The sequence below is a fragment of the Pelagerythrobacter marinus genome (assembly GCF_009827515.1).
Taxonomy (GTDB): Bacteria; Pseudomonadota; Alphaproteobacteria; order Sphingomonadales; family Sphingomonadaceae; genus Pelagerythrobacter; species Pelagerythrobacter marinus.
Map to the genome: position 1 here is coordinate 160,761 of NZ_WTYO01000003.1, position 26,960 is coordinate 187,720.

Below are 26,960 nucleotides of genomic sequence, written 5' to 3' on the forward strand. Positions count from 1 at the left end.
CATGTGGCGCGCCGCCCCTCAGGCGGCGGATGGCCGGTCGAGCGTCTGCACCGCACTGCCGTAAAGCCGGTGCCGTTCGCGCACGAAACTGGCCATGACCGGGTGGCCCATCGCGGCATATTCGCTCGGCGCCATGCCCAGGAAGCGGTGGCAGTCGCGCACGAAGTGCGACTGGTCGTAGTACCCGCGATCGATCGAACCGCTCCAGCCCGCCTGCGGGTCGAGCATGTAGTTGGCGAGGCTGCGCATGAAGCGTTGCCGCCGCAGCAGGAGCTTGGGCGGAAAGCCGAAGGCGCGCCGCGCCAGCCGCTCGAGCGTGCGGGTCGTCAGCCCGGCCCGCTCGGCCATGTCGGCGACATCGCCGACGTCCTCTTCCAGGAGCATCGCGTGGATCGCGGCAATGCGCGGGTCCTCGTCGCCGTGGCGGGACGCCTCGTGACGGAAGAACTGCACCAGCCGCGCATATTCCGCCTCTTCCCGCCCGGGGTCCGCCGCGAGATCGTCGGCCAGCGGAACGAACGCGGCGAAAGGCGGGGCCTGGCGCCCGTCGAACACGCGGTTGGCCGCCCGGTGCGCCGGCTCGCCGACGAACGTCGCCCAGCCCAGCGGTAGCAGGCCGATGCCCCAGAGCCGCGTCGTCCCGACGGTGAAGTCCAGCGGCCCGCTGCTCGGCCCGGTGGCGACGAAATCGGCCCCGGCGACCCGGTCGCCCGCGACCGACCGGCTGACCGGGAAATCGCCGGCGAAGAACCGCAGGTTGGCCCATTCCGGCTGCAGCGCATCGGCCACGCGCGCGCCCTCGGGCACGACGATCTCGACGCGATAGAACGTCGTGAAGAACCGTGCCAGGTCGGCCGGCGGTGCGTGGAACCGCACCGCAATCTCGCATTGCGCCGAAGCCACGACGAAAATGTCCCGTGTGATTTCCCCCGCGCGCGAGGATACCCCAGCCGGGCCGCCTTGGCAAAGGCGGATCGCGGGCGGAGGGCAGCGGACGCGGAGTGGACAGGAAAAGGGCGCGGAAAGCGTCGTGCTTCCCGCGCCCCTTCAGGCCCTGTCGTGCAGGTTCGCGCGGCTCAGGCGGGCAGCGCCTTCTTGGCCTGCGCGATGATCGCCTTGAACGCGCCGCCTTCGTTCATCGCGAGGTCGGCCATGACCTTGCGATCCAGCTCGATGCCGGCGAGCTTGGCGCCGTGCATGAACTGCGAATAAGTCAGGCCCTCGGCGCGGACGGCGGCATTGATGCGCTGGATCCACAGGGCGCGGAAATTCCGCTTCTTAACCTTGCGGTCGCGGTAGGCGTATTGCCCGGCCTTCTCGACCGCCTGGCGAGCGATACGGATCGTGTTCTTGCGGCGGCCGCGATAGCCCTTGGCCTGGTCGAGGATCCGCTTGTGCTTCTGGCGCGTGGTGACGCCGCGTTTGATGCGAGGCATGTGCTAGTACTCCTGAAAGTCGAACGGGCTCAGTCGAGGCCGTAGGGCGCCCACTTCTTCACCGTCTTGGTGTCCGCTTCGGACAGGACGGTGGTGCCGCGGTTCTGGCGGATGTACTTGGCATTGTGGCTGATCAGGCGGTGGCGCTTGCCCGCGACACCATGCTTGACCTTGCCGGTGGCGGTGAGCTTGAAGCGCTTCTTCACGCCGCTCTTGGTCTTCAGCTTGGGCATTTTCGTCTCCTGTTTCAGAAACACGTCCAGCCAGCCCTGGCAGCCCTTTCGGCCAGACCGGCAGATATCTGCGTGTCGGTGAAGCGCGCGCCATTAGTGGCAATCGCGCCGGAAGGCAAGCGATTCGCGGGGGGAGGGGGGGGGCGGCAGAGCCGCGCGCGCTCTCAGTCCGCGGCCTGCGCGCGATGGCTGCGCCAGCGTTCCGATCCCCAGCGCGCGATCAGCGCATCGACGCGGGCCCGCGCGGCCGGGCGCAGGCTTTCGTGCGGGGCGCATTCCCCCCGTTCGACGAGGCACGCCTCGCCGGTGTCGAGCCGCAGGCTGGTCAGTTCATCGCCTTCGCCGGCCAGCCCGATCGCGGTCGGCGCCGACAGCGGCCCGATGTGGAGGAAAGGCGCGGCCACCGGCGCCGGCGGCGCCTCGCCGCGGATCGCCGCGGCCAGGATCGCGCGATAGTCCGCCAAGCCGATCGGGCCGCGCGGCAGAACGCCCGGCCGGTTGGCGACCGCGACCGTGCCGAACTGGCGGTGGTTGATCACGTGGCCGTGGCCGAGGAATCCATCCTCGAACAGGTCTTCCCCGTGGTCGCCGGTCACGATCAGGATCGTGTCCTCCCACGCCCCCTTCGCCTTCAGCCGCGCGATCACTTCGCCCAGCCACGCGTCGGCATGGGCGACCGCGTTCCAGTACGTCGCCTGGACATCGGCCGCCCGGTCGGCGCCGATGGCACCGCGCGCGATCGGTTCTTCGACCAGGCGCGGAGCCACGTCACCGTGGTGATAGGGGAAATGCGCGGTCTGGAAATTGAAATAGACGAAATGCGGCGCGGCGTCCCAGTCCTGCGCCCCCAGGGTCCGGTCGAACGCCGCGAGCAGGTGGCTTTCGTCGACCAGCAGGCTGCCCTTGGCCGCGAAATCGAACGCGCGCTTTTCCCGCAGATCCTCGGCATCGACATAGACATCGGTGGCCTCGCGCATGCCGACCGTTTCGGAGATGTCGCCGAAATCCTCCGGCTGGCCGGAGAACACGCCGATGCGATAGCCGCTGGCCTTGAGGTCGCGGAACAGCGACGGCGCGCCGGGCGGCGGCACGAGCTGCCCGGTGAACAGCGATTTCAGGCTCTCGGTGGTGAAGCCGACGTGGCTGTATGCGGGCTGTGCCACGCTGCCGGCGGCGGCCAGCGCCTCGAGGTTGGGCGCAGCGGGCTTGCCGTCGACCCGCTTGCCCAGCACGTCGCCGCGCATCGATTCCATGACGACGACGACGACATGGGGCCGGTCCCCGACGAACGCTTGCGGACCGAACGGCGCGGCGAGGGGGACGAGCGCGAGGTCGCCGCCGTAGCCGTCCTCGTCGATCCCGTTGCCCGGAATGTCGAGCGCGAGCGGATGGCGCGCGGCATCGAAAGGCGCCCCGTCGCGCTGGACCGCGAACAGGCCGTAGCCGTCGCCGTCGAAATCGGTCGCCCGGTCGAGCGCGGCGGCCAGGCCCGACCAGGCGAGCGTGCGCCCGAGCCCGAAAGCCGCGTCGGACCGGATCGCGAAGATGGCCTGCGCGGCCACCAGGAAGGCGCAGGCGAGCGCGACCAGCGTGACCGCGCGCGGCCGCTGCGGCGGCGCCATGCCGGCCGGCAGGGCCCGCAGGGCGATGCGCCAGACGATCCACGCCGCCAGGCCCAGCGCGGCCAGCCCGGCCAGCGCGATCCCGATCTCGCTCGCCGCGAACAGCAGGGCGTCGGCCAGGCTGCCCCCGCCGAGCTTGCTGAGGAGGGAGAAGTTCACCGTGTCGCTGAAATAGGAATGAAGCTGGTACTGCGCCGCGAGCAGGAGGCAGAACCCCGCGCCGTTGACGAGCGCGAAGGCATAGGCCGCCGCCCAGCCCGGCCGCCCGCGCGCGAGGCGCAGCGCGAGGAGCCAGCCGGCCATGGCCACGAGCGCCTGGGCGAGCGCGTAGCCGACGGCGAACTGGAACAGCTCGGCCGCGGTATCGACCGCGCGCGATTGCCCGAAACCGCCGCTGAACAGGCCATACTTGCGATCGGCCAGCGCCAGCTCGATCGCCGAAACCACCACCATGACCGCGAGCGGCATCCAGGCGAGCAGGCGCACGGGCAGCCCGCGCATTCCCGCGCGCGCAAGCGTGCCATCGATCCCGTGCCGTTCCGCCGCCGTTGCCATCGCCATCCCGCCCTCCGGACTGGCAGCGACCTAGCGCGGCAGGGTTAGCATTGTGCTAACCGTGATCGTGCCCGGCCATGGCCTCGATCACGTCTTCGAGCCGGGCGGGATCGCCCAGCGCGATCACCTCGCCCCCCGAATCGGCGTTGAGCGGTTCGCCCTGCCAGTCGCACATCGTGCCCCCGGCCCCCTCGACCACCGGGATGAGCGCGGCGAAATCGTGGAGCTTGAGGCCGGCCTCGCACACGATGTCCATGTGCCCGGATGCGACCAGGCCGTAACTGTAGCAATCGCCGCCATAGACGATCTTGCGCTCGGCCACCTTGCCCGCCAGGCCCATGAAGCCATCGACCTGCTCGCCGGAGAAGCAATGCGGGCTGGTCGTTCCCAGCACGGCATTGGACAGGTCCGGGCAGGGCGCGGTGCGCGCGGGCTGCCCGTTGAAGGTCGTCCCCGCGCCGACCAGCGCCGCCCAGCGTTCGCGCAGGATCGGCTGGTCGATCAGGCCGATGACCGGCCAGCCGCCTTCCATCAGCGCGATCAGCGTGCCGAAGATCGGCCGCCCGGCGATGAAGCTGGTCGTGCCGTCGATCGGGTCGAGCGCCCACTGGCGCCCCGCGCCGGGGTTCCGGTTGCCGTATTCTTCCCCGATGATCCCGTCGTCGGGCCGCTCGCTTTCGATGATCGCGCGCATGGCCGCCTCGGCCGCGCGATCGGCCTCGGTCACGAACGTCGCATCGGACTTGCGCTCTTCCGCCCAGTCGCCGCGGAACAGCGGGCGGATCGCCTCGCCGGCAGCGTCCGCCAGCCGGTTGGCAAGGGCAAGGTCGGCAGCACTCGGCATCGCGGCCGCTCAGTCGAACAGGCTGGAGACGGAGCTTTCGTCGGCGATCCGGCGCACCGCTTCGCCGATCAGCGGCGCGATGGTGAGGATGCGGATCTTCTCGCTGTCCTGCGCGGCATCGGTCGGGCGGATGCTGTCGGTGATGACCAGTTCGGTCAGCATCGAACCGTCAACCCGCGCGACCGCGCCGCCCGACAGCACGCCGTGGGTGATATAGGCCGCGACCGAGCTGGCGCCCTGGTCCAGCAGCGCCTGCGCCGCGTTGCACAGCGTCCCGCCCGAATCGACGATGTCGTCGATCAGGATGCAGTGCCGCCCCTTGACCTGGCCGATGATGTTCATGACCTCGCTCTCGCCCGGGCGATCGCGGCGCTTGTCGACGATCGCCAGCGGCGCGTTGTCGAGCCGCTTGGCGAGCGCGCGGGCGCGCACGACGCCGCCCACGTCGGGGGAAACGACCATCAGGTCCCGGTCGCCGTAGCGGGCCTGGATATCGGCCGCCATCACCGGCGCCGCATAGAGGTTGTCGGTGGGGATATCGAAGAAGCCCTGGATCTGCCCGGCGTGGAGATCGACCGCGAGCACGCGGTCCGCCCCGGCCTGGGTGATCAGGTTGGCCACCAGCTTGGCCGAGATCGGCGTGCGCGGCCCCGGCTTCCGGTCCTGCCGGGCATAGCCGAAATAGGGCACGACGGCGGTGATCCGCTTGGCCGATGCGCGCTTGAGCGCGTCGATGCAGATCAGCAGTTCCATCAGGTTGTCGTTGGCCGGGAAGCTGGTCGGCTGGATCAGGAAAACGTCTTCGCCGCGCACGTTCTCGTGGATTTCGACGAAGACTTCCTCGTCGGCGAATCGGCGCACGCTGGCATCGGTCAGCGGCAGTTCGAGATAGGCCGCGATCGCGCGTGCGAGCGGCAGGTTCGAATTGCCGGACATGATCTTCATGGAAAGGGGTGCCCTTCGGTTGCTGAGGCGGGAATCGGCTCCGCCCCGCTTAGCCCGGCGTCACGCGATTGCAACAGGCGGGGCCCGGCAGGCGGGCACCGGCGGGCAGAAATCCCCGGGCAGGCCGGGCAGGTCAGCCCAGGCGATGTTCGCCCCGGATCCAGCGCACCGTGCCGCTGCTGGCGCGCATGACCACGCTTTCGGTCGTCATCGTGCCGCCGCGCAGCCGCTTGACCCCGTCGAGCAGCGAACCCGAGGTGACGCCGGTCGCGGCGAAGATGCAGTCGCCCCTCGCCAGGTCTTCCAGCTTGTAGATCCGGTCGAGATCCTCGATCCCCCACTTGCGCGCGCGCGCCTTCTCGTCCTCGTTGCGGAAGACCAGGCGGCCGTTGAACTGCCCCCCGACGCAACGCAGCGCGGCGGCGGCGAGGACGCCTTCGGGCGCGCCGCCCTGCCCCATGTACATGTCGATCGTGGTTTCCGGATCGGTCGTCGCGATCACCCCGGCCACGTCGCCGTCGCCGATCAGGACCACGCCGCAGCCGAGCGAGCGAAGCTCCGCGATCAGGTCCGCGTGGCGCGGCCGGTCGAGCACGCAGACGATGATGTCGCCCGGCTCGACACCCTTCGCCTCGGCCACCGCGCGCACGTTGTCGCTCGGGCTGCGGGCGAGGTCGATGATCCCCTCGGGATAGCCGGGGCCGACCGCCAGCTTGTCCATGTAGGTATCGGGCGCGTTGAGCAGGCACCCTTCCTCCGCCGCGGCGAGAACGGCCAGCGCGTTGGGGCCGGCCTTGGCGGTAATGGTCGTCCCCTCGAGCGGGTCGAGCGCGATATCGATTCGCGGGCCCTTGCCCGGCGCGCCGCCGACTTTCTCGCCGATGTAGAGCATCGGCGCCTCGTCGCGCTCCCCCTCGCCGATCACGACCGTGCCGTCGATATAGAGCTGGTCGAAGGCCTTGCGCATGGCCTCCACCGCGGCCGCATCGGCGGCCTTCTCGTCGCCGCGGCCGATCAGCTTGCTGGCCGCGACGGCGGCTGCCTCGGTCACGCGGACCAGTTCGAGCACGAGGACGCGATCGAGCTGCGAGCCGGTGGCAGGATTTTCGGTGTTCATGCTGGATTCAGTCCCCCGGGAGTGCTTGGCAGGGCGCTTAGCCAGCGGGAGCGGGAATGTCGAGAATACAGCTGTCTTTCGCGCTGGCCCTCGTCGCGGGGGCGGCACCGCTGGCCGCCCAGGAGGCGGAGCCCGACCAGCTCGACGAGGCGTTCGAGGCGGTCCGCGAGATTTACGGGCCGCCGCCGCCTTCGCCCCCGCAGCCCGATTGCGAGCAGCCCGAAGGCAACGAGATCGTCGTCTGCGCGCGGCTGGAGGAACAGTCGCAGTTCCGCATCCGGTCGGACGAGGAGGCCGAGGACGAATATGCCGCGGCGACGATGAACAAGGGCAACCCGCCCGCGCCCGACGTCTCCGGGCCGGGTATCTTCCAGGGGCCGGCAACGGTCTCCGGGCTCTGCGTGATCCCGCCCTGCCCGCCGCCGCCGGCGCACATGGTCGATTTCGACGAACTGCCCGAGGCCCCGCCCGGCTCCGATGCCGATCGCGCCGCGCGCGGGCTGGCACCGCGCGGTTACGACGGGGAATTCACGCCCGCGCCGCCGGGGGAAGCCGAAACCGCCGGCGACGCGCCGCCGGCGAGGCCGGACTGACCGCTCAGCCTTCGAGGATCTGCATCGACAGCGGCGGGGCGGTCAGGCTGTCCGAACCGCGCAGGAGCTCGAGCGCGCGCTCGACATTGCGCTGCGGCCCCTCGTGCGCGACCATCGCGACCAGGACTTCGCCGCCTTCTTCCTGCCGCCCCTGCTGGATCAGGCTCTCGATCGAAACGCCCGCATCGCGCATCGCGGCGGTCATCTCGGCGAGGACGCCCGGCCGGTCGGCGACGGTAAAGCGCAAGTAGGTCCGCCCCGTGCGGTGCCCGGCCTCGGCCCTGGCCATCGGCGTCATCTGGGCCGAGGGGATCGAGAACGGCGCCCCGATCTCGCCGCGCGCGATGTCGATCAGGTCGGCCACGACCGCGCTCGCGGTGGGCCCGGCCCCGGCGCCGGCGCCCTGGAACAGCAGGCGGCCGGAAAAATTGCCTTCCGCCACGACCGCGTTGGTCGGGCCGGTCACGTGGGCCAGCGGGTGGCCCTTGGGCACGAGGCACGGCTTCACCCGCTGCAACAGGGCCGGTGCGCCGTCTTCGCCGCCCTCCAGGTCGGCCATCCCGATCAGCCGCACGACGTAACCGAGCGTGTCGGCGCGGGCGATGTCCTCCGCCCGGATCGCGGCGATCCCCTCGCAGGAGACGCCGGCGAAGTCGACCCGTGCGCCGAAGCCGATGGCGGCCAGGATCGCCAGCTTGTGCGCGGCGTCGGTCCCCTCGATGTCGAAGGCCGGATCGGCCTCGGCATAGCCCTGGCGCTGCGCCTCGGCGAGGGTTTCGCCGAAGTCCGCCCCGCTCGCTTCCATCGTCGAGAGGATGTAGTTCGAGGTGCCGTTGAGAATGCCGTAGATGCGCTCGATCGCGTTGGCCGCCGCGCCTTCGCGCAGCGCCTTCACGACCGGGATACCGCCGGCCACAGCGGCTTCGAACTTCAGCGCGAGCCCGGCATTCTCCGCCGTCTCGGCAAGGGCCTGGCCGTGATGGGCAATCATCGCCTTGTTGGCCGTCACCAGCGCCTTGCCCGCCCCCAGCGCGCCGCGCGCCAGGGTGAGCGCGGGGCCGTCCGCACCGCCGACGAGTTCGACCACGACATCGACGTCGTCGCGCGCGGCCATTTCGGTCATGTCGTCGTGCCAGTCGAACCGCGCCAGGTCGACGCCGCGATCCTTGTCGCGGTCGCGCGCGCTGACGGCGACGACCTGCAGTTCGCGCCCGGCGCGGGCGCGCAGCAGGGCGGCGTTGGTATCGAGCAGGCGGATGACGCCCGCCCCGACGGTGCCGAGCCCGGCGAGGGCGATTCGCAGCGGCTCAGCCATCGGAGCGGGGGGTGCGTTTGGCAGGTTTCATGCCCGCGCCCCTAGCCCGCCGCGGCGCCGCTTGGGAGCCAGATTCGCTTGGGGCGGCGCTAGTTGCGGTTGCGGGGGCAGGCGCCAATGCTCTGCCGGACGAAGGCGAAATCTTCCGCCGCCTGCGCGCGCGATCGCGCGTCCTGCGCGATGTTCGCCTCGGCCGGCAGCTCGCGCGGGAGGAAGCAGGCGATGCGATACCAGGCGAGCGTGTCGCGCGCCGGCGGGCGGGCGGCCTGGTCGACGATCTCGGTCCAGGAAACGCCCCACACCGGCGCCATGTTGGGGCGGCGCACGACGGTGATCGAGACCGGCCCCTGGCCATTGGTGTTGAGGAACATCTGCGTTTCCGATTCGCCGGCGAGGTTGCCCGGCATCGACAGGACATCGCGCACCCCGGTGACCGAGGGCGGGGCGTCGGGCGCCGAGAGCTCGGCCAGGATCGGGCGCAGGCGGGCCTCGAGCGGCTCGCTCCACAGCAGCTGCGCGCCGGGGGCGACCAGCTGGATCTCGCCCGGGCGGCCCCCGGGGCGGGCGAAGAGGATCACCTCCTCCCGCTTCAGCCGGGGCGGATCGCCGTCTTCATCGAGCGGGACATCGACGAGGTAGCGGATCGATTCGCCGATCGGCGCATTGCCCGCGATCAGCGCGGTCGTGCGCGCCTCGACATAGAGGCGCCCGTAGCCCGGCCGCACGTTCGGCGCGCGTTCCGGCTTGAGGAGTGCCTGGCGGCGGACCTCGGCGCGGATCACCAGGTCGGCCGGGTCGGCCAGGTCGGCGAGGTCGGCGTAAGTCGGCCCGCCGCCTTTAGCGGGAACCGCGGCCGGCTGCGCCGCGGCGCCTGCCGGGGCAAGCGCGCCGGCAAGGGCAAGCCCGGCTGCCAGCCCGAGGGTGAACGTCTTCGGGGATCGGGTATGGGTCATTTCTAATCCAATCGTGACATCGGATCGCAACTTCGTGAACCGATTCGTGCCTCGGACGTTCCAAGACTTGCCGGCGTGAATCCGGGGTTAACCGGAAAAGCGTTTGCGCGCCCCGGGTATCGCAGCTAATGGTCGCGCCAGCCCGAGGTAATGACACGATAAAACGCCTTGGGCGGGCCCATGCTGGCCAAGCGGCGCTGGGTCCGATTTGGCCTACGCGTCGCCGTAGCGCCGGCAGGGTGGACAATTGGGATTGCCCTCTGGCAAGGGATTTGCTTGTCGTGAGGAGAGTCGCCGGGTCTGCCCCGGCGTGAGACGATGGAGTGACGCGACTGAATGGCCTACGCTGACCAACAGATGAGCGGGAACCGGATTGTCGCCCTGATTATTGTGGCGATCATCCATGTTCTGGTCGGGTATGCGCTGATTACCGGTCTCGCCTACGAGGCGGTGACCCAGGTGGTCGAGCGTGTGACGACGGTCGATATCGACGAACCGCCGCCCCCCGAACCGGAAGACGAACCGCCCCCACCGCCCGAGCCCGATACGGCCCCGCCGCCGCCCGTGGCTCCTCCGCCGCCAATCAGCATCGCGCCGGCTCCGCCGCCGATCCGCACGCAGCCGACGATTCCGCCGCCTGCGCCGCCGGTCCTGCGCGTGCCGCCGCCGGCCCCGCCCGCACCGCCGCCCCCGCCGCCCCCGCCGCGGGTGCAGCCGAAGGCCGCGGAGCCGCGGAACAACCCGGGCAGCTGGGTGACGAACTCCGACTATCGCAGCAGCTGGATCAACCGCGAGTACAGCGGCACGGCCTCGTTCACCGTTCGCGTGGGCACCAATGGCCGGGTCGAATCCTGCTCGGTTACCGGAGGCACCGCGCCGCAGGAGCTGAAGGACGCGACATGCCGCCTGATCGAACGGCGTGCCCGCTTCCGCCCGGCGACCGACGGCAACGGCGACGAAGTGGCCGGCTCGTACTCGAGCACCGTCCGCTGGCAGATACCGGACTAACGATATTCCGTGTCGCGCGCCGGGCGCGCGACACGGTAACTCCTTCCCAATTCGCTTCTTTCTGAGAGGACTTTCGCAATGCTTATCGAACTTCTTGCCGCGGCGGGTGAAGCTGCTCCGCAGAACTCCTTCGGCTTCTGGGAAGCCATGAACCAGGGCGGCCTGATCGCCTGGTCGATCTTCGGCGTGCTCGTGATCATGTCGGTCGGCTCGTTCTACATCCTGATCACCAAGCTTCTCGAACAGCAGAAGATCTTCAACCAGTACAAGAACGTGCGCACGCAGTTCTGGAAAGCCGGCTCGCTGCGCGAAGGCGCGACCAAGCTCGACAAGAACAGCGCCTGGCGCCAGCTGGTCGACGACGGCCTCGCCGCCGAGGAAGCCCACACGAAGATGACCGACAGCCTCGAGGCGCACGACTGGCTGCACGGCTCGCTCGCCCGTTCGGAAGCGACCATCAATGCCAAGCTCGCCGGCGGCCTGCCGTTCCTCGCGACCGTCGGTGCGACCGCGCCGTTCGTCGGTCTGCTCGGGACCGTCATCGGCATCTACCGCGCGCTGATCAACATCGGCATCGCGGGCTCGGCCTCGATCGACAAGGTCGCCGGCCCGGTCGGTGAAGCCCTGATCATGACCGCCATCGGTCTGCTCGTCGCCGTCCCGGCCGTGCTGGCCTACAACTGGCTGCAGAGCCGCAACAAGCGCATCGCCGAGCTGCTCTCGGGCTTCTCGACCGACATCCTCGCGAACATCAATTCGAAGGGTGCGGTGAAGCCGGCCGTGATGACCAAGACCTCGACCCAGCAGTCGGGCAAGGCCGCGGCCACTGCCCCGGCCAGCAAGCCGGCCACCACCGCCGCGCCGAAGCGCTGAAAAGCCTAGCCGCCGGGCCGGAACGTTCCGGCCCGGCGACCCAGGCAAACGGAATAGTTGGATAGGATATAGCCATGGCGATTTCGATGGGAGGCGGCGGCCAGGAAACGCCGATGTCGGACATCAACACCACGCCGCTGGTGGACGTGATGCTGGTGCTCCTCATCATCTTCCTGATCGCGGTTCCGGTCGCGATCCAGACGATCGAGAAGCTGCGCATCCCGGTGTTTGAATCGACCGAATCGAAGGACAAGGTCGAAAACCTGCAGCTCACGGTCAGCACGACCGACGCCGCGGGACGCAGTGCCGGCGAACCCGGCTACGAAGGGGCCGCCCGCGAGGGCGAATGCCGCGTTTACTTCAACAACACGACCGCCGTGGATTCGCAGGAACTCTACGACCGCGCGTTCGAACGGCTCGACGCGATCGTCCAGCGCGCCGGCGGCGCCGATGCGATCATGGACGATCCGGACAAGATCCCGCAGGTGCACATCCGCGGCGACGTGAACGCCCCGTGGCAGTGCATCGCCGGCACGATCTACAACGTGCAGGCGGCCGGCTATCCGACCGTCGGATTCATCTCCAACCCGGTCGACCCCAACGGCTGATCGGGCGCAAGGACACAGGAGTAGCCCACCATGGCAATGTCAGGCGGCCGCGACGACGGCTCACCGATGATGGAAATGAACACGACGCCGCTGATCGACGTCATGCTCGTGCTCCTCATCATGTTCATCATCACCATCCCGGTGGCGACCCACTCGGTCGACATCGACCTCCCGGCGCCGAACCCCAACCCGCCGCCGGAAGACCAGATCGATCCGATCAAGAACAAGATCGTCATCACCCAGGCGGGCGAGATCCTCTGGAACGGCGACGCGATCGACCAGGGCGAGCTGGTTCGCAACCTGGAGATCAGCAAGACGATCGAGCCGGAGCCCGAGCTTCAGTTCGAACCGGAACAGTACGCCAGCTACGACCTCTCGGTGAAAGTGCTGAACATCATCAAGGGTTCAGGCGTCACCAAGTTCGGCTTCGTCGGCAACGAGAAGTACCGGACCTTCGGCGCGCCGGCCGGCGCCTGACCGAAACGGTTCCTTACCGGACAGCGAAAGGGGGCGGAGCGATCCGCCCCCTTTTTCGTGTCGGGCGTGCTCGCGGCAGCATCCGGCGGCGTGTGTCGCGAACCGGCGCGAATCATGCTACGATGCCCCCGGCGGGAGGGTTGCGAGAGGGAGAGCACGCATGCCCCAACCCGACCACGCCGTACCAGACCGCGCCCGGGCCGATCACGCCCCGATGGCAGAAATGAACACGACGCCGCTGATCGACGTCCTGCTCGTCCTGCTGATCATGTTCGTCATCACGATTCCGGTCGCCACCCATTCGGTGGACATGGACCTGCCGCGCGACTGCGCCGACTGTCCGGCAGTCGATCCCACGGTCAACCGGCTCACGATCGACGGGGCGGACCGGCTCGCCTGGAACGGCAGCATCGTCGGCGAAAGCCAGCTCGCCGCGCTGCTCGTCGCCGCGCGCGATCTCCCGCAGGAGCCGGAGCTCCAGTTCGAGCCGGCGGCATCGGCCAGCTACCAGGCCTCCGCCCGGGTGCTGCGGCTGGTCGAACGGTCTGGCGTCACGCGGTTCGGCTTCGTCGGGAACGAGAAGTACCGGACATTCGGCGCCCGCTGATCGGAGCCGGGAAACCGGTCAGGCCCGGTCGATTTCGTCCTCGGCCGGGTCGACCCGCATCGCCTCCGCCGCCAGCGTTTCGGCTTCGAGCAGCAGCTCTTCGTCCACCGCGCCCTGCGGCATGGCCTCGCGCCCGATCATCGTCATGACCGGCACCGCCAGCGGGCTGACCCGGTCGAGTTCGACATGCACGAGCTGTTCGGCCGAGCGTTCGAGCAGGTCCGCCAGCCGGCCGACATCGGTGAGGCGCGCGCGGGCATCGGCCCATGCGGCTTCGAGCAGGACATGTTCCGGCTCGTACTTGCGCAGGACATCGTAGATCAGGTCGGTCGAGAAGGTCACCTGCTTGCCCGTCTTGCGCTTGCCGGGATGCTGCCGTTCGACCAGCCCCGCGATCACCGCGACCTCGCGGAAGGCGCGGCGCAGCAGGTGCGAATCGGTGACCCATTCGACGAACTCGTGCGCGAGGATGTCGGGCGAGAGCAGCGGGGCCGGATCGGCCACCGGCTTCAGGCCCCAGACCGCCAGCGAATAGTCGTTCGCGACGAAGCCGCCGGGCGCCAGCCCGCGATCTTCCATCCGGCGCGTGATCAGCATCCCCAGGCTCTGGTTCGCGTTCCAGCCTTCGAACGTGTAATAGACGCTGTAGTGCTTGCGCGCGTGGGGGAAGCTTTCCACCAGCAGTTCGCCCGGTCCGGGCAGGCGGCTGCGCCAGTCCTGCACTTCCAGCCATTCGCGCACGTCGTCGGGAAAGCGCGCCCAGCCGGCGCGATCGACCAGCATGGCCCGCACCCGGTCCGCCAGGTGGGTCGTCAGCGGCAGGCGCTGCCCGCCGTAGGAAGGGATCGTCGCCGAGGCGCGGGCGGCGCGCACGATCACGTCCATGTCCTTGATCTGCTCGACCTCCAGGCTCGTCCCGGCGAAGAAGAACGTGTCGCCGGGCGAAAGGGTCGCCGCGAACCGTTCCTCCACCTTGCCCAGCTGGCGGCCGTTGCGGAACCGGACGGTGAGCATTTCCGAATCGACGATGATCCCGGCGTTCATCCGGTGTCGCTGCGCCTGTTCGGGGTGCGTCAGGCGCCAGGTGCCCGCCGCGTCGCGCACGATCCGCTTGAACCGGTCGTAAGCGCGCAGGGCATAGCCGCCGCTCTCGACGAAGCCGAGCACGCGCTGCCACACCGCTTCGTCGACCCAGGCGTATGCGAGGCTGGAGCGGATCTCGGCCAGCAGGGCCGCCTCGTCGAACGGCGCGGCACAGGCGCAGGCCATGACGTGCTGCGCCAGGACATCGAGCCCGCCCGGCCGGAAATCGTCGCCGTCGCGCCGCCCCTCGTCCACGGCCTCCTTCGCCGCGGTGGCCTCGAGGAATTCGAAGCGGTTGCCCGGGACCAGGATCGCCCGGCTCGGCTGGTCGAGGCGGTGGTTGGCCCGGCCGATGCGCTGCAGCAGCCGGCTGGAACCCTTGGGCGCCCCCATCTGGACGACGCAGTCGATGTCGCCCCAGTCCACCCCCAAGTCCAGGCTGGCCGTGGCCACCAGCGCGCGCAGTTCCCCCCGGGCCATCGCCCCTTCGACCTTGCGCCGCGCCTCTTTCGCCAGCGATCCGTGGTGGATGCCGATCGGCAGCTTGTCCTCGTTCACGTCCCACAGCAGCTGGAACACGAATTCGGCCAGGAACCGGGTGTTGGTGAAGACAAGCGTGGTCCGGTTGCGACGGATCTGGTCATAGAGCTGCGGGATCGCCCAGCGCCCGGCGTGCCCGCCCCAGGGCACGCGCTCTTCCTCGGGCAGGAGGATCTCCACTTCGGCCGGCGCCCCCGGCTCCCCCTCGACCAGGCTGACCGTCTCGATCTCGCCCCAGGGGGCCAGCCATTCGCGGTAGCCCTCGGGCCGGGCGACGGTGGCCGAAAGGGCCGCGCGCTGCATCTGCGGCGCAATCGCCTGGAGGCGCGCGAGCGCGAGCGCCAGCAGGTCGCCCCGCTTCCCCGTCGCGAAAGCATGGACTTCGTCGATCACCACCCGCCGCAGGCCGGCGAACATCTCCAGGCTTTCGGGATAGCTGAGCAGGAGCGACAGCGATTCGGGCGTCGTCAGCAGGACATGCGGCGGGCGCCCGCGCTGCCGCCGCTTGCGATCGGCGGGCGTGTCGCCGCTGCGCGTTTCGATCCGCAGGAGAAGCCCCATGTCCTCCACCGGGGCGAGGAGGTTGCGTTGGACATCGTGCGCCAGGGCCTTCAGCGGCGAGACGTAGAGCGTGTGCAGCCCGTCGGGCGCGGGCGCAGCGCCGAGGCGCGAGGGGCAGAAATCGGCCAGGGTCGGAAGGAAGCCGGCGAGCGTCTTGCCCGCGCCGGTGTCCGCCACCAGCAGGGCATGCCGCCCGGCATCGGCCGCTGCCAGCATCTCCGCCTGGTGGCGCCGCACGCGCCAGCCGCGGCCGGAAAACCAGCTTTCCACCTCGGGCGGAACGGCCGCTTCAGGCATCGATCGGGCCGGGGGTGCGCATCGCGGTCACTCCAGCAGATATCGCGGCGACACGAAAGGTTCCGCGCCTGGCCCGGCCGGTGCCGCTGCGCCGGGCCGTCGCCTCTCCGCGCCCAGCCGACGCAACGATCGCGCCGGCCGCGCGTTGATTCAACGCAACAGGGTGTCGCGGCAGGGGGTCGCAAGGCCTCTTTCCGCGCCAGACCAATCGCTGTTTCACACCAGGCAGGAGATGCTTCACCATGGCTTATCGAAACGACGACCGCCGGCGCTATCGCGACGATCCGCGGCGCCACGAGAACGACCGCTATCGCGAACACGACAGCTATTACCGCCAGGCCGACCAGTTCGCGGCCGACGACTTCGGCCAGCAGGGCTATGCCGAAGGCCGCCACGACGACTGGCAGGGCGGCCAGATGGGCGACCAGGCCCCCTATCGCGGGGATCCGTATGCCGATCGCTCGCGCGACTATGGCCGCCATGCCGAGCGCGGCCGGCGCGAGGCGGATCGCCCGCGCCAGTCCGACTATGGCTCCAGCTTCGGCCCCTCGCGCTTCGACGCGCGCGAAGGGCGCGGGTTCAACAGCTTCACCGGCAACGACCAGGGCGGGGCGGACTTCGTGGCCGGCGCCCGCCGGCCCTATGGCGGCTACGGCCCCGGACTGGGCGGCTATTCGGCCGACTACGCCTCGGGCCGGTACGACGCCGCGCCGCACCCCGGCCATACCGACAGGTATGAAGATCGCGGCTTCCTGGAGAAGGCCGGGGACGAAGTGGCCAGCTGGTTCGGCGACGAGGATGCCGCCCGCCGCCGGCAGATGGACCATCGGGGCCGCGGCCCGGCGAACTATACCCGGTCCGACGAACGCATCCTGGAGGACGTGTGCGACGCGCTGACCGACGATCGCGAGCTCGACGCGCGCAACATCCAGGTCACGGTCAAGGACGGGGAGGTCACGCTCGACGGCACGATCGCCAACCGGTTCGAGAAGCGCCGGGCGGAGGACCGCGCCGACTGGGTTTCGGGCGTCAACCACGTGCAGAACAACTTGCGCGTCAGCGTGCGCGAACAGCGCGCGGAAACGGGCGAATCCCGCTCGGCCGAAGGCTGAGACATTCCTGCGGGCCGAAAAGGGGGGGAGACGGGGCGCCTGCCCCTCTCCCCCCTCTCTCGTTCCGCCGCGCAATCAGTGTCCCGCCTGGGCCCCGCGTTCCAGCCCCGAGAGCGCGAGCTGCTCGTCGATCTGCGCCATGAGGCGCGCGAGCCCTTCCTCGCTATCGCTTTCCGCCCGCGCAACGAGGACGTCCTGCGTGTTCGATGCCCGCAGGAGCCACCAGCCGTCTTCGGTGGTGACGCGCACGCCGTCGGTGCCGTCGACGTCGGCCGGCCCCTCGGCCAGCCGGGCGCGGACTTCGTCGATCGCGGCGAACTTGCGTTCCTCGTCGACCTGGAAGCGCATTTCGGGCGTGTTGATCATCTCCGGCATTGCGCCGCGCAGCGCGGTGACCGACCGGCCCAGCCGCGCGCTCGCCGCGAGCAGGCGCACCCCGGCATAGAGCGCGTCGTCGTAGCCATAGTATTCGTCTGCGAAGAAGACGTGGCCGCTCATCTCCCCGGCCAGGGGAGCACCAGTTTCCTTCATTTTGGACTTTATCAGCGAGTGGCCCGTCTTCCACATGACCGGCTTTCCACCGAGGTCGGCGACCTGGTCGAACAGCGCCCGGCTGGCCTTGACGTCGGCGATCACCGTCGCCCCCGGCTGCCGCGCCAGCAGGTCCTGCGCGAAGATCGCCAGCAACTGGTCGCCCCAGATGATCCGCCCCTGCCCGTCGATCGCCCCGATCCGGTCGCCGTCGCCATCGAATGCGACCCCGAAGTCGAGGTTCTTTTCCGCGACCATCGCGCGCAGGTCCGACAGGTTCTCCTCGACCGTGGGATCGGGATGATGGTTCGGGAAATTGCCGTCGACATCGGTGTAGAGCAGGTGGTGTTCGCCGGGCAGGCGCGCGGCCAGCGCCTCCAGCGCGGGGCCGGCCGCGCCGTTGCCGGCATCCCACCCGACCCGCAGGCCGTCGAACGCCGAGCGGTCGATCCCGTCGAGCCCGGCGAGGAGCCGATCGACATATGTCGCCATGATCTCGCGCGATTCGACTTCGCCGGTCCCGTCGCTCCAGGCCCCGTCGGCGGACAGGCGCCCGATCCGCTGGATATCCTGCCCGAAGAAGGCCCGGCCCTGGAATACCATCTTGAAGCCGTTGTAATTGGCGGGATTATGGCTGCCGGTTATCTGTATGCCGCCGTCCACGTCATCGGCTGAGGCTTCCGCGAAATAGAGCATCGGCGTCGGCCCCATGCCGATCCGCACGACGTCGCAGCCGCTGGCGGTGAGGCCTTCGATCAGGGCATGTTCCAGCGTCGGCGAGCTGACCCGCCCGTCGTACCCCACGGCGACCTTGCTGCCGCCTGCCTCGCGCAGCAGCGTCGCGAAGCTGCGGCCGATGGCCCGCGCGTCATCGGGGCCGAGCGTTTCGCCGATGATACCGCGAATGTCGTATTCGCGCAGAACGGTGGAATGGAACTGGTGCGCCATGCGTATCCTTCACGATTGGTCGAGCCCGCGACGGGGCAGATGATCGAGCAGCAGGTCGCGCGCGGCGTTGGCCTCGTGCACCTGCGCGGCGGTGCCGCCCCGGTCCGGGTGCACCACGGCGACCAAACGCTTGTGCGCGGCGATTATTTCCCCGTGATCGGCATTCTCGCCCACGCCCAGCAGGCGGCGCGCGCGCACGACCGCCTGGCCCCGCGCCGAACGCATCCGCAGGTAATCCCACGGCCACTTGCCGAAGATCATCCTGCAGCCGATCGACACGACCGCCGCGATGACGATCAGCCGCAGCACGCGTCAGGCCAGCTCGAGTTCGGGCGATCGGCGCGCCGGTTCGGGCAGGTGGAGCCCGGCGACCAGCGTGCGCAGTTCCTGCCGGGCGACGAGGTGGCTGGTGCCCAGTTCGCCAAGGTGCCCCTTGTCCAGCAGGGTGAGGCCGGAGGGGAACAGCTCGCGGTAGATCACGCGTTCGGACAGCCCGCGCGCGACGCGAAAACCGGCGCGCTTGGACAGTTCGGTCAGCGCGCGCTCGATCCGCTGCATGTTGCGCGCCTCGACGTGGCCGGTCCGGTTGCGCACCACGACCCAGTCGATCTCCTGCCGCCGTTGGAGCGCCCGCGTCTTGCGCGTTTCCCAGATCAGCTCGGCATAGAAGCTCAGCCGCCGAACCTTGAAGCTTTCCGCATCGACTTGCCCGATCAGGTCGAAATCGACGAAGCTGTCGTTGAGCGGGGTCACCAGGGTATCGGCCCCGGTCGCCGCGTGGCGGGCCAGCGGATCGTCGCGCCCGGGCGTGTCGACGACGATGAAATCCACGCCCGCGCCCAGCCGCTCCAGCGCGCCTTCCAGCTCTTCCGCGTCCTGCCCGCGGAAGACCTCGCAGTGCGCGCCGGGCAGCTCGATCCCGCGGCGGCTTTCCGTCTCGCCCCGGTTCTCGAAATAGCGGTGCATCGTGCGCTGGCGCGAATCGAGATCGAGCGCAGCGACCCGCGCCCCGCGATAGGCCAGCGCCACGGCGACGTGGACCGCGGTGGTCGACTTGCCGGTCCCGCCCTTCTCGTTGGCGAAGACGATCCGATGGGGACGCTGGTCGGGCACGGGTGCAGGCTTCCTGTCTGTTGTCATTGCCGGGCGCCGGAGGCTAGGTGGCGCCCCGCCAGCTTTATCGGAGGCCCCCGGCCCGTGCAAACCGCGACCGAGCTTGATGTGTTGAGAACGGCCGTGGCCGAACTGCGCGACGGCGGGCGCGCGCTGGCCCTCGTGCCGACGATGGGGGCGCTGCACGAAGGGCACCTGACGCTGGTGCGCGAGGCGCGCAGGCGCGCCGACCGGGTCGCGGTGTCGATCTTCGTCAACCCGACCCAGTTCGGCCCGAACGAGGATCTCGACGCCTATCCGCGGCAGCTGGCCGAAGACGCGCGAATGCTCGAGGCCGAGGGGGTCGACCTGCTCTGGGCCCCGTCGGTGGCGGCGATGTATCCCGCGGGCTTCGCGACCTCGGTTGCCGTTGCCGGCGTGAGCGAGGGGTTCTGCGGCGCGAGCCGCCCGGGGCACTTCGACGGGGTCGCCACGGTCGTGTGCAAGCTGTTCAACCAGGTCCGGCCCGACCTCGCGCTGTTCGGCGAGAAGGACTGGCAGCAACTGGCCGTGATCCGGTGCATGGCGCGCGACCTCGATCTCCTCGCCCCGCGCGCCGACGCGATCGTCGGCGTACCGACCGTGCGCGAGGCGGACGGCCTCGCGATGTCGAGCCGCAACCGGTACCTTTCGGCCGAGGCCCGCGCCCGGGCCGCCACCCTGCCGCGCGCGATGCGCGAGGCGATCGCCCGGATCGAGGCCGGCGAGGATGTCGGCCCGACGCTGGCCGCGCTGGCAGAAGCGCTCGCCGGGGCTGGCTTCGCCCCGATCGACTACGCCGAGCTCGCCGATGCCGAGAGCCTCGCCCCCCTTCGATCCCTCGGCCCGCGCCCCGCCCGCCTGCTCGTCGCCGCCCGGATCGAAGGCACGCGCCTGATCGACAACATGCCGGTCAGCCCGCGACCTGGCTGACAGCGCGGTGTCATCGAAACACCGGACTATCACGCCGCAACAGTCCCGGATGGCGAGGGCCGGCCTCGGTTGGACGCTGGCGGATCTCGCCGCGCAGTCCGGCATCAGCAAACCGATGCTGCAACGGTTCGAAGCGGGCAGCGGGGCGTGAAGGAAAGTACGATCGCGCAGATCGCGCAGACGTTCGCGAATGCCCAGGTGCATATCGTGGAGAGCGGACCTTTCGAGGGCGCAGTCCATATCGGAACCCCGCCCATGCCATGATGTGCCGCGGCCCGGTTACCCCCGGGCATCCTGGACGCGACGCAGGCCGGATACGAACGGAAGGGCTGGAGCGGGTAGCGGGAATCGAACCCGCATAACCAGCTTGGAAGGCTGGGGCTTTACCACTAAGCTATACCCGCTCGCTCCGAACCTTCCGTTGCCATCATCGGCGCGGATTCGCAATATCGCGTTTGGCCGCTGCGGCGCCTTTCCGGCAGGCTGACCTTGCCGCCCCCCAAGCAAATCCGCTTTTGCCGCGATCTGCCGATGCGCTAGCCAGCATGGCCGATCCCCAGCAGTGGCAGAACCTTTCTCATAACGTCATGCGTCGACTGACCCATCTCGAACGGCTCGAGGCCGAGAGCATTCACATCATGCGCGAGGTCGCGGCCGAGGCCATGCGCCCCGTCATGCTCTATTCCGTGGGCAAGGACAGCGCGGTCATGCTCCACCTGGCGCGCAAGGCCTTCCACCCCTCGCCCCCGCCCTTCCCGCTGCTCCACGTCGACACGACGTGGAAATTCACCGCGATGTACGAGATGCGCGACAGGATGGCCGAGAAGGCGGGGATGGAGCTGCACGTCTGGCACAACCCCGAGGCGATGGAGCGCGGAATCAACCCGTTCGACCACGGCCCGCTCCACACCGACATGTGGAAGACCCAGGGGCTGAAACAGGCGCTCGACCATTACGGGTTCGACGCCGCCTTCGGCGGCGCGCGGCGCGACGAGGAAAAGAGCCGCGCGAAGGAACGGATCTTCTCGTTCCGCACCGCCAGCCACGGCTGGGACCCGAAGAACCAGCGCCCCGAGCTGTGGAACCTCTACAACGCGCGCAAGGCCAGGGGCGAGAGCATCCGCGTCTTCCCCCTGTCCAACTGGACCGAGCTCGACATCTGGCAATACATCATGGCCGAAGGGATCGAGATCGTCCCCCTCTACCTCGCCGCGCCGCGCCCGACCGTCGAGCGCGATGGCCTGCTGCTGATGGTCGATGACGAGCGCTTCCCGCTCGCGCCCGGGGAAGAGCCGGTCATGCGGTCGATCCGTTTCCGTACGCTCGGCTGCTACCCGCTGACCGGCGCGGTCGAGAGCGAGGCCTCGACGCTGAGCGAGGTCGTGCAGGAAATGCTGCTGACCACCACCAGCGAACGCCAGGGGCGCGCGATCGACAAGGACGAGGGCGGCGCCGGGATGGAGAAGAAGAAGCAGGAGGGGTATTTCTGATGGCCCGCGACGCTTCGCACGAACCGGCCTACAAGGCCGACAGCCTGATCGCCGAGGATATCGACGCCTACCTGGAGCAGCACCAGAACAAGGGCCTGCTGCGCTTCATCACCTGCGGCAGCGTGGACGACGGCAAGTCCACGCTGATCGGGCGGCTGCTTTACGATTCGAAGATGATCTTCGAAGACCAGCTCGCCAGCCTCGAGGCGGATTCGAGGAAAGTCGGCACCCAGGGCCAGGATCTCGATTTCGCCCTCCTTGTCGACGGGCTGGCGGCCGAGCGCGAGCAGGGCATCACGATCGATGTCGCGTATCGCTTTTTCGCGACGCAGAAGCGCAAGTTCATCGTCGCCGACACGCCGGGGCACGAGCAATATACGCGCAACATGGTCACCGGGGCTTCGACCGCCGATCTCGCGGTGATCCTGGTCGATGCGCGCAAGGGCGTGCTGGTGCAGACGCGCCGCCATTCCTACCTCGCGCACCTGATCGGCATTCGCCACCTGGTTCTGGCGGTGAACAAGATGGACCTGGTCGATTACGACCGCGAGACGTTCGACAGCATCGTGGCCGACTATCGCGCCTTCGCCGAGGAAATCGGGATCGAGGATTTCACCGCGATCCCGATCTCCGGCTTCAAGGGCGACAATATCACCGCCGCCCCTTCGCCGGCGACGCCGTGGTACGAAGGGCCGAGCCTGGTCGAGCACCTCGAGACGGTCGAGATCGCCAATGCCGCCGCGCAGGCGCGGGCGTTTCGCATGCCGGTGCAGTGGGTCAACCGGCCCAACCTCGACTTTCGCGGTTTCTCGGGGCTGCTGGCAGGCGGCACCGTCAAGCCGGGCGACCCGGTGCGCGTCGTCCCGTCGGGCAAGACCACGCACGTCAAATCGATCGTCACCTTCGATGGCGAGCGCGAGGAGGCCGTGGCCGGCCAGTCGGTCACGCTGACCCTGGCCGACGAGGTCGATTGTTCGCGCGGCGACGTGATCGCGGCCGCCGACGACCCGCCCGAGACGTCCGACCAGTTCGAGGCGACGATCGTCTGGATGAGCGACGAGGCGCTCAAGCCCGGGCGCGGTTACTGGCTCAAGCTCGGCACCCAGACCGTCACCGCCACGGTGCAGGAGCCCAAGTACGAGATCAACGTCAACACGCTGGAGCGGCTCGCGGCGAAGACCCTGGGCCTCAACGCGATCGGCGTCGCCGAGCTGCGCACCGAGCGGCCGATCGTCTTCGAACCTTATGCCGACAGCCGTACGCTGGGCGGGTTCATCCTGATCGACAAGATGACCAATGCCACGGTCGGTGCCGGCATGCTGCATTTCAGCCTGCGGCGGGCGCAGAACGTGCACTGGCAGCCGACCACGATCACGCGCGAAGACCACGCGGCGATGAAGAACCAGCGCCCCCGCGTGCTGTGGTTCACCGGCCTGTCGGGATCGGGCAAGTCCACCATCGCGAACGCGGTGGAGCAGAAGCTGAACCTGATGAACCGGCACACCTTCCTGCTCGACGGGGACAACGTGCGCCACGGGCTCAACAAGGACCTCGGCTTTACCGAGGCGGACCGGATCGAGAATATCCGCCGCGTGGGCGAAGTCGCCCGCCTGATGACCGACGCCGGCCTGATCGTGCTGACCGCCTTCATCAGCCCGTTCCGCGCCGAACGGCAGATGGTGCGCGAGATGATGGACGAGTGCGAGTTCATCGAGATCTTCGTCGATACCCCGCTGGAAGTGGCCGAGGCGCGCGACGTGAAGGGCCTGTACAAGAAGGCGCGCAGCGGGCAGCTGAAGAACTTCACCGGGATCGACAGCCCTTACGAGGAACCGGAGAACCCGGAAATCCGCGTGAACACCGTCGAGATGACGGTGGAAGAAGCCGCCGACTACATCATTTCCAGGATACTGCCGCTGAAATGACGATGACCGACGCCGAACTGGCCGCGCACCTGGCGCGCACTGCCGGCCGTATCCTGATCGAAGTGCGCGAAAGCGGCCTGTTCGCGGGCAAGCAGCTCGGCAGCGCGGGCGACGAGGTGTCGAACCGCTTCCTGCTCCACGCGCTGCGCGCCCAGCGGCCCGACGACGGCATCCTGTCGGAGGAAAGCCGCGACACGCTGACCCGGCTGGACAAGGACCGCGTCTGGATCATCGACCCGGTCGACGGCACGCGCGAATATGGCGAGGCGCGGGCCGACTGGGCGGTCCACGTCGGCCTGTCGATCGGCGGCGAGGCGAAAGTGGGCGCGGTCGCGCTGCCCGGGCTCAACGGCGGCGAGATCCTGCGCAGCGACCGCACCGCCCCGCCCGGGCCGGCACCCGAACGCCCGCGGCTGGTCGTCAGCCGAACCCGTCCCGCGCCCCAGGCCGAAGCGGTGGCCCGGGCGATCGGCGGCGAGCTGGTGGCGATGGGTTCGGCCGGGGCCAAGGCCATGGCGGTCGTCCGCGGCGCGGCGGAGATCTACCTCCACGCCGGCGGGCAGTACCAGTGGGACAATTGCGCGCCGGTCGCGGTCGCGGCGGCGCACGGGCTGCACTGTTCGCGGATCGACGGCAGCCCCTTGCGCTACAACGGGCCCGACACCGCCCTGCCCGACCTGCTCATCTGCCGCCCCGAATGGGCCGAGCGGGTGCTGGAGGAAGTGCGCCGCGCCTCCTGAGCGCTAGCTGGCCGCGGCATCCTCCGCGGCGGCCGTGTCCGCCGCGGGCGTCGGGGTCGCTTCTTCGGCGGCCCCCGCCGCGTCGCCGGGCACGGCGATCGACACGTCGACCCGGCGATTGGCGGCCCGCCCCGCCTCGTCCGGCGATCCGTCGAGGTGGGCATTGGGCGCGATCGGGCGCTGTTCGCCCAGCGCCACCACGCCGATCCGCTGCGGATCGACGCCGCGCTCGACCAGCCAGTCGCGCACCAGCTCCGCCCGGCGGCGCGATACGCGCAGGTTCGCCTCGTCATCGCCCAGCGAATCGGTGTGACCGCGCAGGACGATATCCCCCCCGGCCTCCATCTGCGGCGAATCCATGATTGCCTCCAGGTCCGCGAGCGCGTCGTCGGACAGCGTGTCGCCACCCTCGGCGAACGTAACGCTGGCCTCCAGCGGCTCCAGCGCGGGCGCGATCCGCTCCACCTCGACGTCGGGCCGGATGATGGAGGCGGAGGTCGTCGTCGGCACGGGGCTCGGCTCGGGGGCGGGGGCCTCGCGGCCTTCGCATCCTGCCAGAGCGAGCGCGGCCGCGGTCGCGAGCCATCGTTTCATGCTTCTGGTCCTCTCGATCATGCCGGCTGGGCGCCCGGCTCGCCGCCGGCGGGCCGCCGCGTCGTTTCCCCCGCCGGCCGGCTCTTGGGCGGGGTGAAGGATATGATCGTGTCGCCGGGGCGCGGATCGGGCCGCATGGCATGGGTGAAGAAGCGCAGCGTGCCCCCCTTGCGCACCAGCAGGAGCAGGTGCCCCTCGTCGGGCAGGACCTCTTGCGCGTCGTCGAAGTCGAACTCGTCCGAAAGCTTGGTCTTGCGGAAGACCCAGCCCTTGGCCTGGCGTTCGTTGACGTCGGCGACGCCGAAGCCCGATTCGAACAGCGCGCGGCCGCGCAGCGACGCGGGGATCGCGTGCTTGTCCGCCTCGTCGGCGGATTCGCCCAGCTGATAGACGGTGTCACGCCCGATCTCGTAAGCGAACTCGTTGCAGACGAGCGTGTTGTACGCCTCGTTATCGGTGGCCGCGACGAGCACCTGGAACGGCGAGAGGTCGAGATTGTGCTCGGTCGCCTCGTTGAGGATCTCGCCGTGGTAATAGGGCAGCCCGGCCCGGCGCGCGGGGGCGAGGCGCTGCCAGCTCGAATCGACGATCATCACCGGGGTCTTGAGCGACTGCATCTCCTGCGCCAGCGCGATCGTCCACGGCGTGCTGCCCACGATCAGCAGGCCCGGGCGGCTGGTCCCCTTCACCCCCAGCAACCGCGCGGCGAGATTGACGGTGAAACCGTGCGCGACGATCGTCGCCACGACGACCGCGAAGCTGAGGCCGATCAGCACTTCCCCGTCGGCATAACCGAGATCGGACAGGCGCAGCGCGAACAGGCCCGAGATCGCCACGAGCACGATTCCGCGCGGCGCGATCCAGGCGAGGAAGAGCCGCTCGTTCCACGGCACCGAGCTGAACAGCAGGCTGGTGAGGATCGTCAGCGGCCGGACGAGGAACAGCAGCGCGAGCAGGAACAGCCCGAAGCGCCAGTTGAGATAGCTGAGTTCGCTGTAGTCGAGCGAGGCGGAGAGCAGGACGAAGATGCCCGAGACGAGCAGGACGGCGATGTTCTGCTTGAACGGGTGGATCGAGCGGAGGCTGGAGACGTTCATGTTCGCCAGTGCCACGCCCATGACGGTCACGGCGACGAGCCCCGCCTCGTGCTCGATCTTGTTGCTGAGGACGAAGACGCCGATCACCATCGTCAGCAGTACGGGCACCTTCAGGTATTCCGGGATCAGCCCGCGCGGGAACGACCAGGCGACGAAGCGCGCGGCGACATAGCCGATGCCCGCCGCCAGGATCGCGGCGATGATCATCGGCGGCACCACGTCCACCACCGTCGCATCGGGCGCCGCGGCGACCATGCGGAAATACTCGTAGGCGATGACCGCGCAGAGCGCGCCGATCGGGTCGTTGACGATCGCTTCCCACTTGAGCACCGCCGCCGGGCGCGGCTGGACGTTCGACTGGCGCAGCATTGGCAGGACGACGGTGGGCCCGGTGACGACCAGGATGCCGGCGAACAGGATCGCCACCGGCCAGACGAGGCCGGCGATGTAATAGCCGGCGAAGCTGCCCAGCAGCCACCCGATCGGCACGCCGAACAGCACCAGCCGCCAGACCGCGTCGCCGGCGTGGCGAAGCTCGCGCAAGTCGAGGCTCAGCCCGCCCTCGAACAGGATCAGGGCGACCCCGATCGCGACCATCGGCTCCAGCAGTTCGCCGAAGGCGTGTTCGGGATCGAACAGGCCGAGCACCGGCCCGGCGAGGAAACCCGCGGCCAGCATCAGGACGATCGCCGGCCAGCCGGTGCGCCAGGCAACCCACTGGGCACCGATTCCCAGCACACCCACGAGGGCGATGACGAGTGCCTGTTCTTCCATCGTTTCGGAGTGTTCCCC

General features: G+C 69.4%; 27 protein-coding genes and 1 tRNA gene. 12 read left to right on the forward strand and 16 right to left on the reverse strand.

The window, feature by feature from the left end; translation table 11 throughout:
- Positions 1 to 18: 18 nt before the first annotated feature.
- The 7 genes from GRI72_RS14920 to glpX form a co-directional block, all read right to left on the reverse strand.
- On the reverse strand, positions 19 to 876 hold the full coding sequence (locus tag GRI72_RS14920; protein WP_160733360.1) for a helix-turn-helix domain-containing protein: 858 nt from the start codon (positions 874 to 876) through the stop codon (positions 19 to 21).
- Positions 877 to 1,076: 200 nt separating this feature from the next.
- A complete protein-coding gene (gene rplT / locus GRI72_RS07845; RefSeq protein ID WP_160733361.1) occupies positions 1,077 to 1,436 on the reverse strand; it encodes a 50S ribosomal protein L20 in 360 nt (119 codons plus the stop codon).
- Positions 1,437 to 1,465: 29 nt separating this feature from the next.
- The gene (gene rpmI, locus GRI72_RS07850; RefSeq protein WP_160733362.1) at positions 1,466 to 1,669 is read right to left on the reverse strand and encodes a 50S ribosomal protein L35; all 204 of its coding nucleotides are present in this window, start codon (positions 1,667 to 1,669) and stop codon (positions 1,466 to 1,468) included.
- 164 nt (positions 1,670 to 1,833) lie between these two features.
- Positions 1,834 to 3,852, reverse strand: a complete 2,019-nt coding sequence (locus tag GRI72_RS07855) for a sulfatase-like hydrolase/transferase (RefSeq protein ID WP_160733363.1) — start codon at positions 3,850 to 3,852, stop codon at positions 1,834 to 1,836.
- A 49-nt stretch (positions 3,853 to 3,901) separates the two neighbouring features.
- Complete coding sequence (gene hisN, locus GRI72_RS07860; RefSeq protein WP_160733364.1) at positions 3,902 to 4,690, reverse strand: histidinol-phosphatase; 789 nt, start codon at positions 4,688 to 4,690, stop codon at positions 3,902 to 3,904.
- Positions 4,691 to 4,699: 9 nt separating this feature from the next.
- Positions 4,700 to 5,635 carry a ribose-phosphate pyrophosphokinase gene (locus GRI72_RS07865; RefSeq protein WP_160733365.1) on the reverse strand — a complete coding sequence of 312 codons (936 nt, stop codon included), beginning with the start codon at positions 5,633 to 5,635 and terminating at the stop codon, positions 4,700 to 4,702.
- 133 nt (positions 5,636 to 5,768) lie between these two features.
- Entirely contained in the window at positions 5,769 to 6,752 is a 984-nt protein-coding gene (glpX, locus tag GRI72_RS07870) for a class II fructose-bisphosphatase (RefSeq protein ID WP_160733366.1), read from the reverse strand.
- Between the two features lie 56 nt (positions 6,753 to 6,808).
- Here glpX and GRI72_RS07875 point away from each other — a divergent pair, with 56 nt between their 5' ends.
- The gene (locus GRI72_RS07875; RefSeq protein ID WP_160733367.1) at positions 6,809 to 7,345 is read left to right on the forward strand and encodes a hypothetical protein; all 537 of its coding nucleotides are present in this window, start codon (positions 6,809 to 6,811) and stop codon (positions 7,343 to 7,345) included.
- Positions 7,346 to 7,349: 4 nt separating this feature from the next.
- Here GRI72_RS07875 and GRI72_RS07880 read toward each other — a convergent pair whose 3' ends face one another.
- Both GRI72_RS07880 and GRI72_RS07885 read right to left on the reverse strand, forming a co-directional pair.
- Positions 7,350 to 8,660, reverse strand: coding sequence for a homoserine dehydrogenase (locus tag GRI72_RS07880; RefSeq protein WP_160733368.1), 1,311 nt, complete (start codon positions 8,658 to 8,660; stop codon positions 7,350 to 7,352).
- Between the two features lie 89 nt (positions 8,661 to 8,749).
- Positions 8,750 to 9,613, reverse strand: a complete 864-nt coding sequence (locus GRI72_RS07885; RefSeq protein ID WP_160733369.1) for a hypothetical protein — start codon at positions 9,611 to 9,613, stop codon at positions 8,750 to 8,752.
- A gap of 336 nt (positions 9,614 to 9,949) precedes the next feature.
- On the opposite strand from GRI72_RS07885, the gene GRI72_RS07890 reads away from it, so the two are divergent.
- From GRI72_RS07890 to GRI72_RS07910, 5 genes are all read left to right on the forward strand, one after another.
- Entirely contained in the window at positions 9,950 to 10,621 is a 672-nt protein-coding gene (locus GRI72_RS07890; RefSeq protein WP_202389014.1) for an energy transducer TonB, read from the forward strand.
- A 78-nt stretch (positions 10,622 to 10,699) separates the two neighbouring features.
- Positions 10,700 to 11,494 (forward strand): MotA/TolQ/ExbB proton channel family protein, encoded by a 795-nt coding sequence (locus GRI72_RS07895; RefSeq protein ID WP_160733370.1) that lies wholly within the window; start codon positions 10,700 to 10,702, stop codon positions 11,492 to 11,494.
- Positions 11,495 to 11,568: 74 nt separating this feature from the next.
- Positions 11,569 to 12,102 (forward strand): ExbD/TolR family protein, encoded by a 534-nt coding sequence (locus GRI72_RS07900; protein WP_202389015.1) that lies wholly within the window; start codon positions 11,569 to 11,571, stop codon positions 12,100 to 12,102.
- A 30-nt stretch (positions 12,103 to 12,132) separates the two neighbouring features.
- Positions 12,133 to 12,579 carry an ExbD/TolR family protein gene (locus GRI72_RS07905; protein ID WP_160733371.1) on the forward strand — a complete coding sequence of 149 codons (447 nt, stop codon included), beginning with the start codon at positions 12,133 to 12,135 and terminating at the stop codon, positions 12,577 to 12,579.
- A gap of 160 nt (positions 12,580 to 12,739) precedes the next feature.
- Positions 12,740 to 13,186 (forward strand): ExbD/TolR family protein, encoded by a 447-nt coding sequence (locus GRI72_RS07910; protein WP_160733372.1) that lies wholly within the window; start codon positions 12,740 to 12,742, stop codon positions 13,184 to 13,186.
- A gap of 18 nt (positions 13,187 to 13,204) precedes the next feature.
- Here GRI72_RS07910 and GRI72_RS07915 read toward each other — a convergent pair whose 3' ends face one another.
- A complete protein-coding gene (locus tag GRI72_RS07915) occupies positions 13,205 to 15,667 on the reverse strand; it encodes a ligase-associated DNA damage response DEXH box helicase (RefSeq protein ID WP_160733373.1) in 2,463 nt (820 codons plus the stop codon).
- 242 nt (positions 15,668 to 15,909) lie between these two features.
- Here GRI72_RS07915 and GRI72_RS07920 point away from each other — a divergent pair, with 242 nt between their 5' ends.
- Positions 15,910 to 16,779, forward strand: a complete 870-nt coding sequence (locus GRI72_RS07920; RefSeq protein WP_202389016.1) for a BON domain-containing protein — start codon at positions 15,910 to 15,912, stop codon at positions 16,777 to 16,779.
- A 75-nt stretch (positions 16,780 to 16,854) separates the two neighbouring features.
- On the opposite strand, the gene pgmG is transcribed toward GRI72_RS07920, so the two are convergent.
- From pgmG to GRI72_RS07935, 3 genes are read right to left on the reverse strand one after another with little or no spacing between them, the layout of a single operon-like run.
- On the reverse strand, positions 16,855 to 18,258 hold the full coding sequence (pgmG, locus tag GRI72_RS07925) for a phosphoglucomutase/phosphomannomutase PgmG (RefSeq protein WP_160733374.1): 1,404 nt from the start codon (positions 18,256 to 18,258) through the stop codon (positions 16,855 to 16,857).
- A gap of 9 nt (positions 18,259 to 18,267) precedes the next feature.
- Entirely contained in the window at positions 18,268 to 18,567 is a 300-nt protein-coding gene (locus GRI72_RS07930) for a J domain-containing protein (protein WP_337191154.1), read from the reverse strand.
- Between the two features lie 3 nt (positions 18,568 to 18,570).
- Positions 18,571 to 19,398, reverse strand: coding sequence for a division plane positioning ATPase MipZ (locus GRI72_RS07935; RefSeq protein WP_160733375.1), 828 nt, complete (start codon positions 19,396 to 19,398; stop codon positions 18,571 to 18,573).
- A 57-nt stretch (positions 19,399 to 19,455) separates the two neighbouring features.
- Here GRI72_RS07935 and panC point away from each other — a divergent pair, with 57 nt between their 5' ends.
- Positions 19,456 to 20,322 (forward strand): pantoate--beta-alanine ligase, encoded by an 867-nt coding sequence (gene panC, locus GRI72_RS07940; RefSeq protein WP_160733376.1) that lies wholly within the window; start codon positions 19,456 to 19,458, stop codon positions 20,320 to 20,322.
- Positions 20,323 to 20,371: 49 nt separating this feature from the next.
- On the forward strand, positions 20,372 to 20,473 hold the full coding sequence (locus GRI72_RS07945; protein WP_160733377.1) for a helix-turn-helix domain-containing protein: 102 nt from the start codon (positions 20,372 to 20,374) through the stop codon (positions 20,471 to 20,473).
- Between the two features lie 179 nt (positions 20,474 to 20,652).
- Here the strand turns inward: GRI72_RS07945 and GRI72_RS07950 are convergent.
- A tRNA-Gly gene (locus GRI72_RS07950) sits at positions 20,653 to 20,726 on the reverse strand.
- A gap of 141 nt (positions 20,727 to 20,867) precedes the next feature.
- On the opposite strand from GRI72_RS07950, the gene cysD reads away from it, so the two are divergent.
- Genes cysD through GRI72_RS07965 form a run of 3 tightly spaced genes read left to right on the forward strand, consistent with a single transcriptional unit; the run spans position 20,868 to position 24,477 of the window.
- On the forward strand, positions 20,868 to 21,812 hold the full coding sequence (cysD, locus tag GRI72_RS07955) for a sulfate adenylyltransferase subunit CysD (RefSeq protein ID WP_160733378.1): 945 nt from the start codon (positions 20,868 to 20,870) through the stop codon (positions 21,810 to 21,812).
- A complete protein-coding gene (gene cysN, locus GRI72_RS07960) occupies positions 21,812 to 23,737 on the forward strand; it encodes a sulfate adenylyltransferase subunit CysN (protein ID WP_160733379.1) in 1,926 nt (641 codons plus the stop codon). Before cysD ends, cysN begins: the two co-directional genes overlap by 1 nt.
- 2 nt (positions 23,738 to 23,739) lie before the next feature.
- Complete coding sequence (locus GRI72_RS07965) at positions 23,740 to 24,477, forward strand: 3'(2'),5'-bisphosphate nucleotidase CysQ (RefSeq protein ID WP_160733659.1); 738 nt, start codon at positions 23,740 to 23,742, stop codon at positions 24,475 to 24,477.
- Positions 24,478 to 24,480: 3 nt separating this feature from the next.
- Here GRI72_RS07965 and GRI72_RS07970 read toward each other — a convergent pair whose 3' ends face one another.
- Both GRI72_RS07970 and GRI72_RS07975 read right to left on the reverse strand, forming a co-directional pair.
- The gene (locus GRI72_RS07970; protein ID WP_160733380.1) at positions 24,481 to 25,071 is read right to left on the reverse strand and encodes an OmpA family protein; all 591 of its coding nucleotides are present in this window, start codon (positions 25,069 to 25,071) and stop codon (positions 24,481 to 24,483) included.
- A 17-nt stretch (positions 25,072 to 25,088) separates the two neighbouring features.
- Positions 25,089 to 26,942, reverse strand: a complete 1,854-nt coding sequence (locus tag GRI72_RS07975; protein ID WP_160733381.1) for a cation:proton antiporter — start codon at positions 26,940 to 26,942, stop codon at positions 25,089 to 25,091.
- Positions 26,943 to 26,960 lie beyond the last annotated feature (18 nt).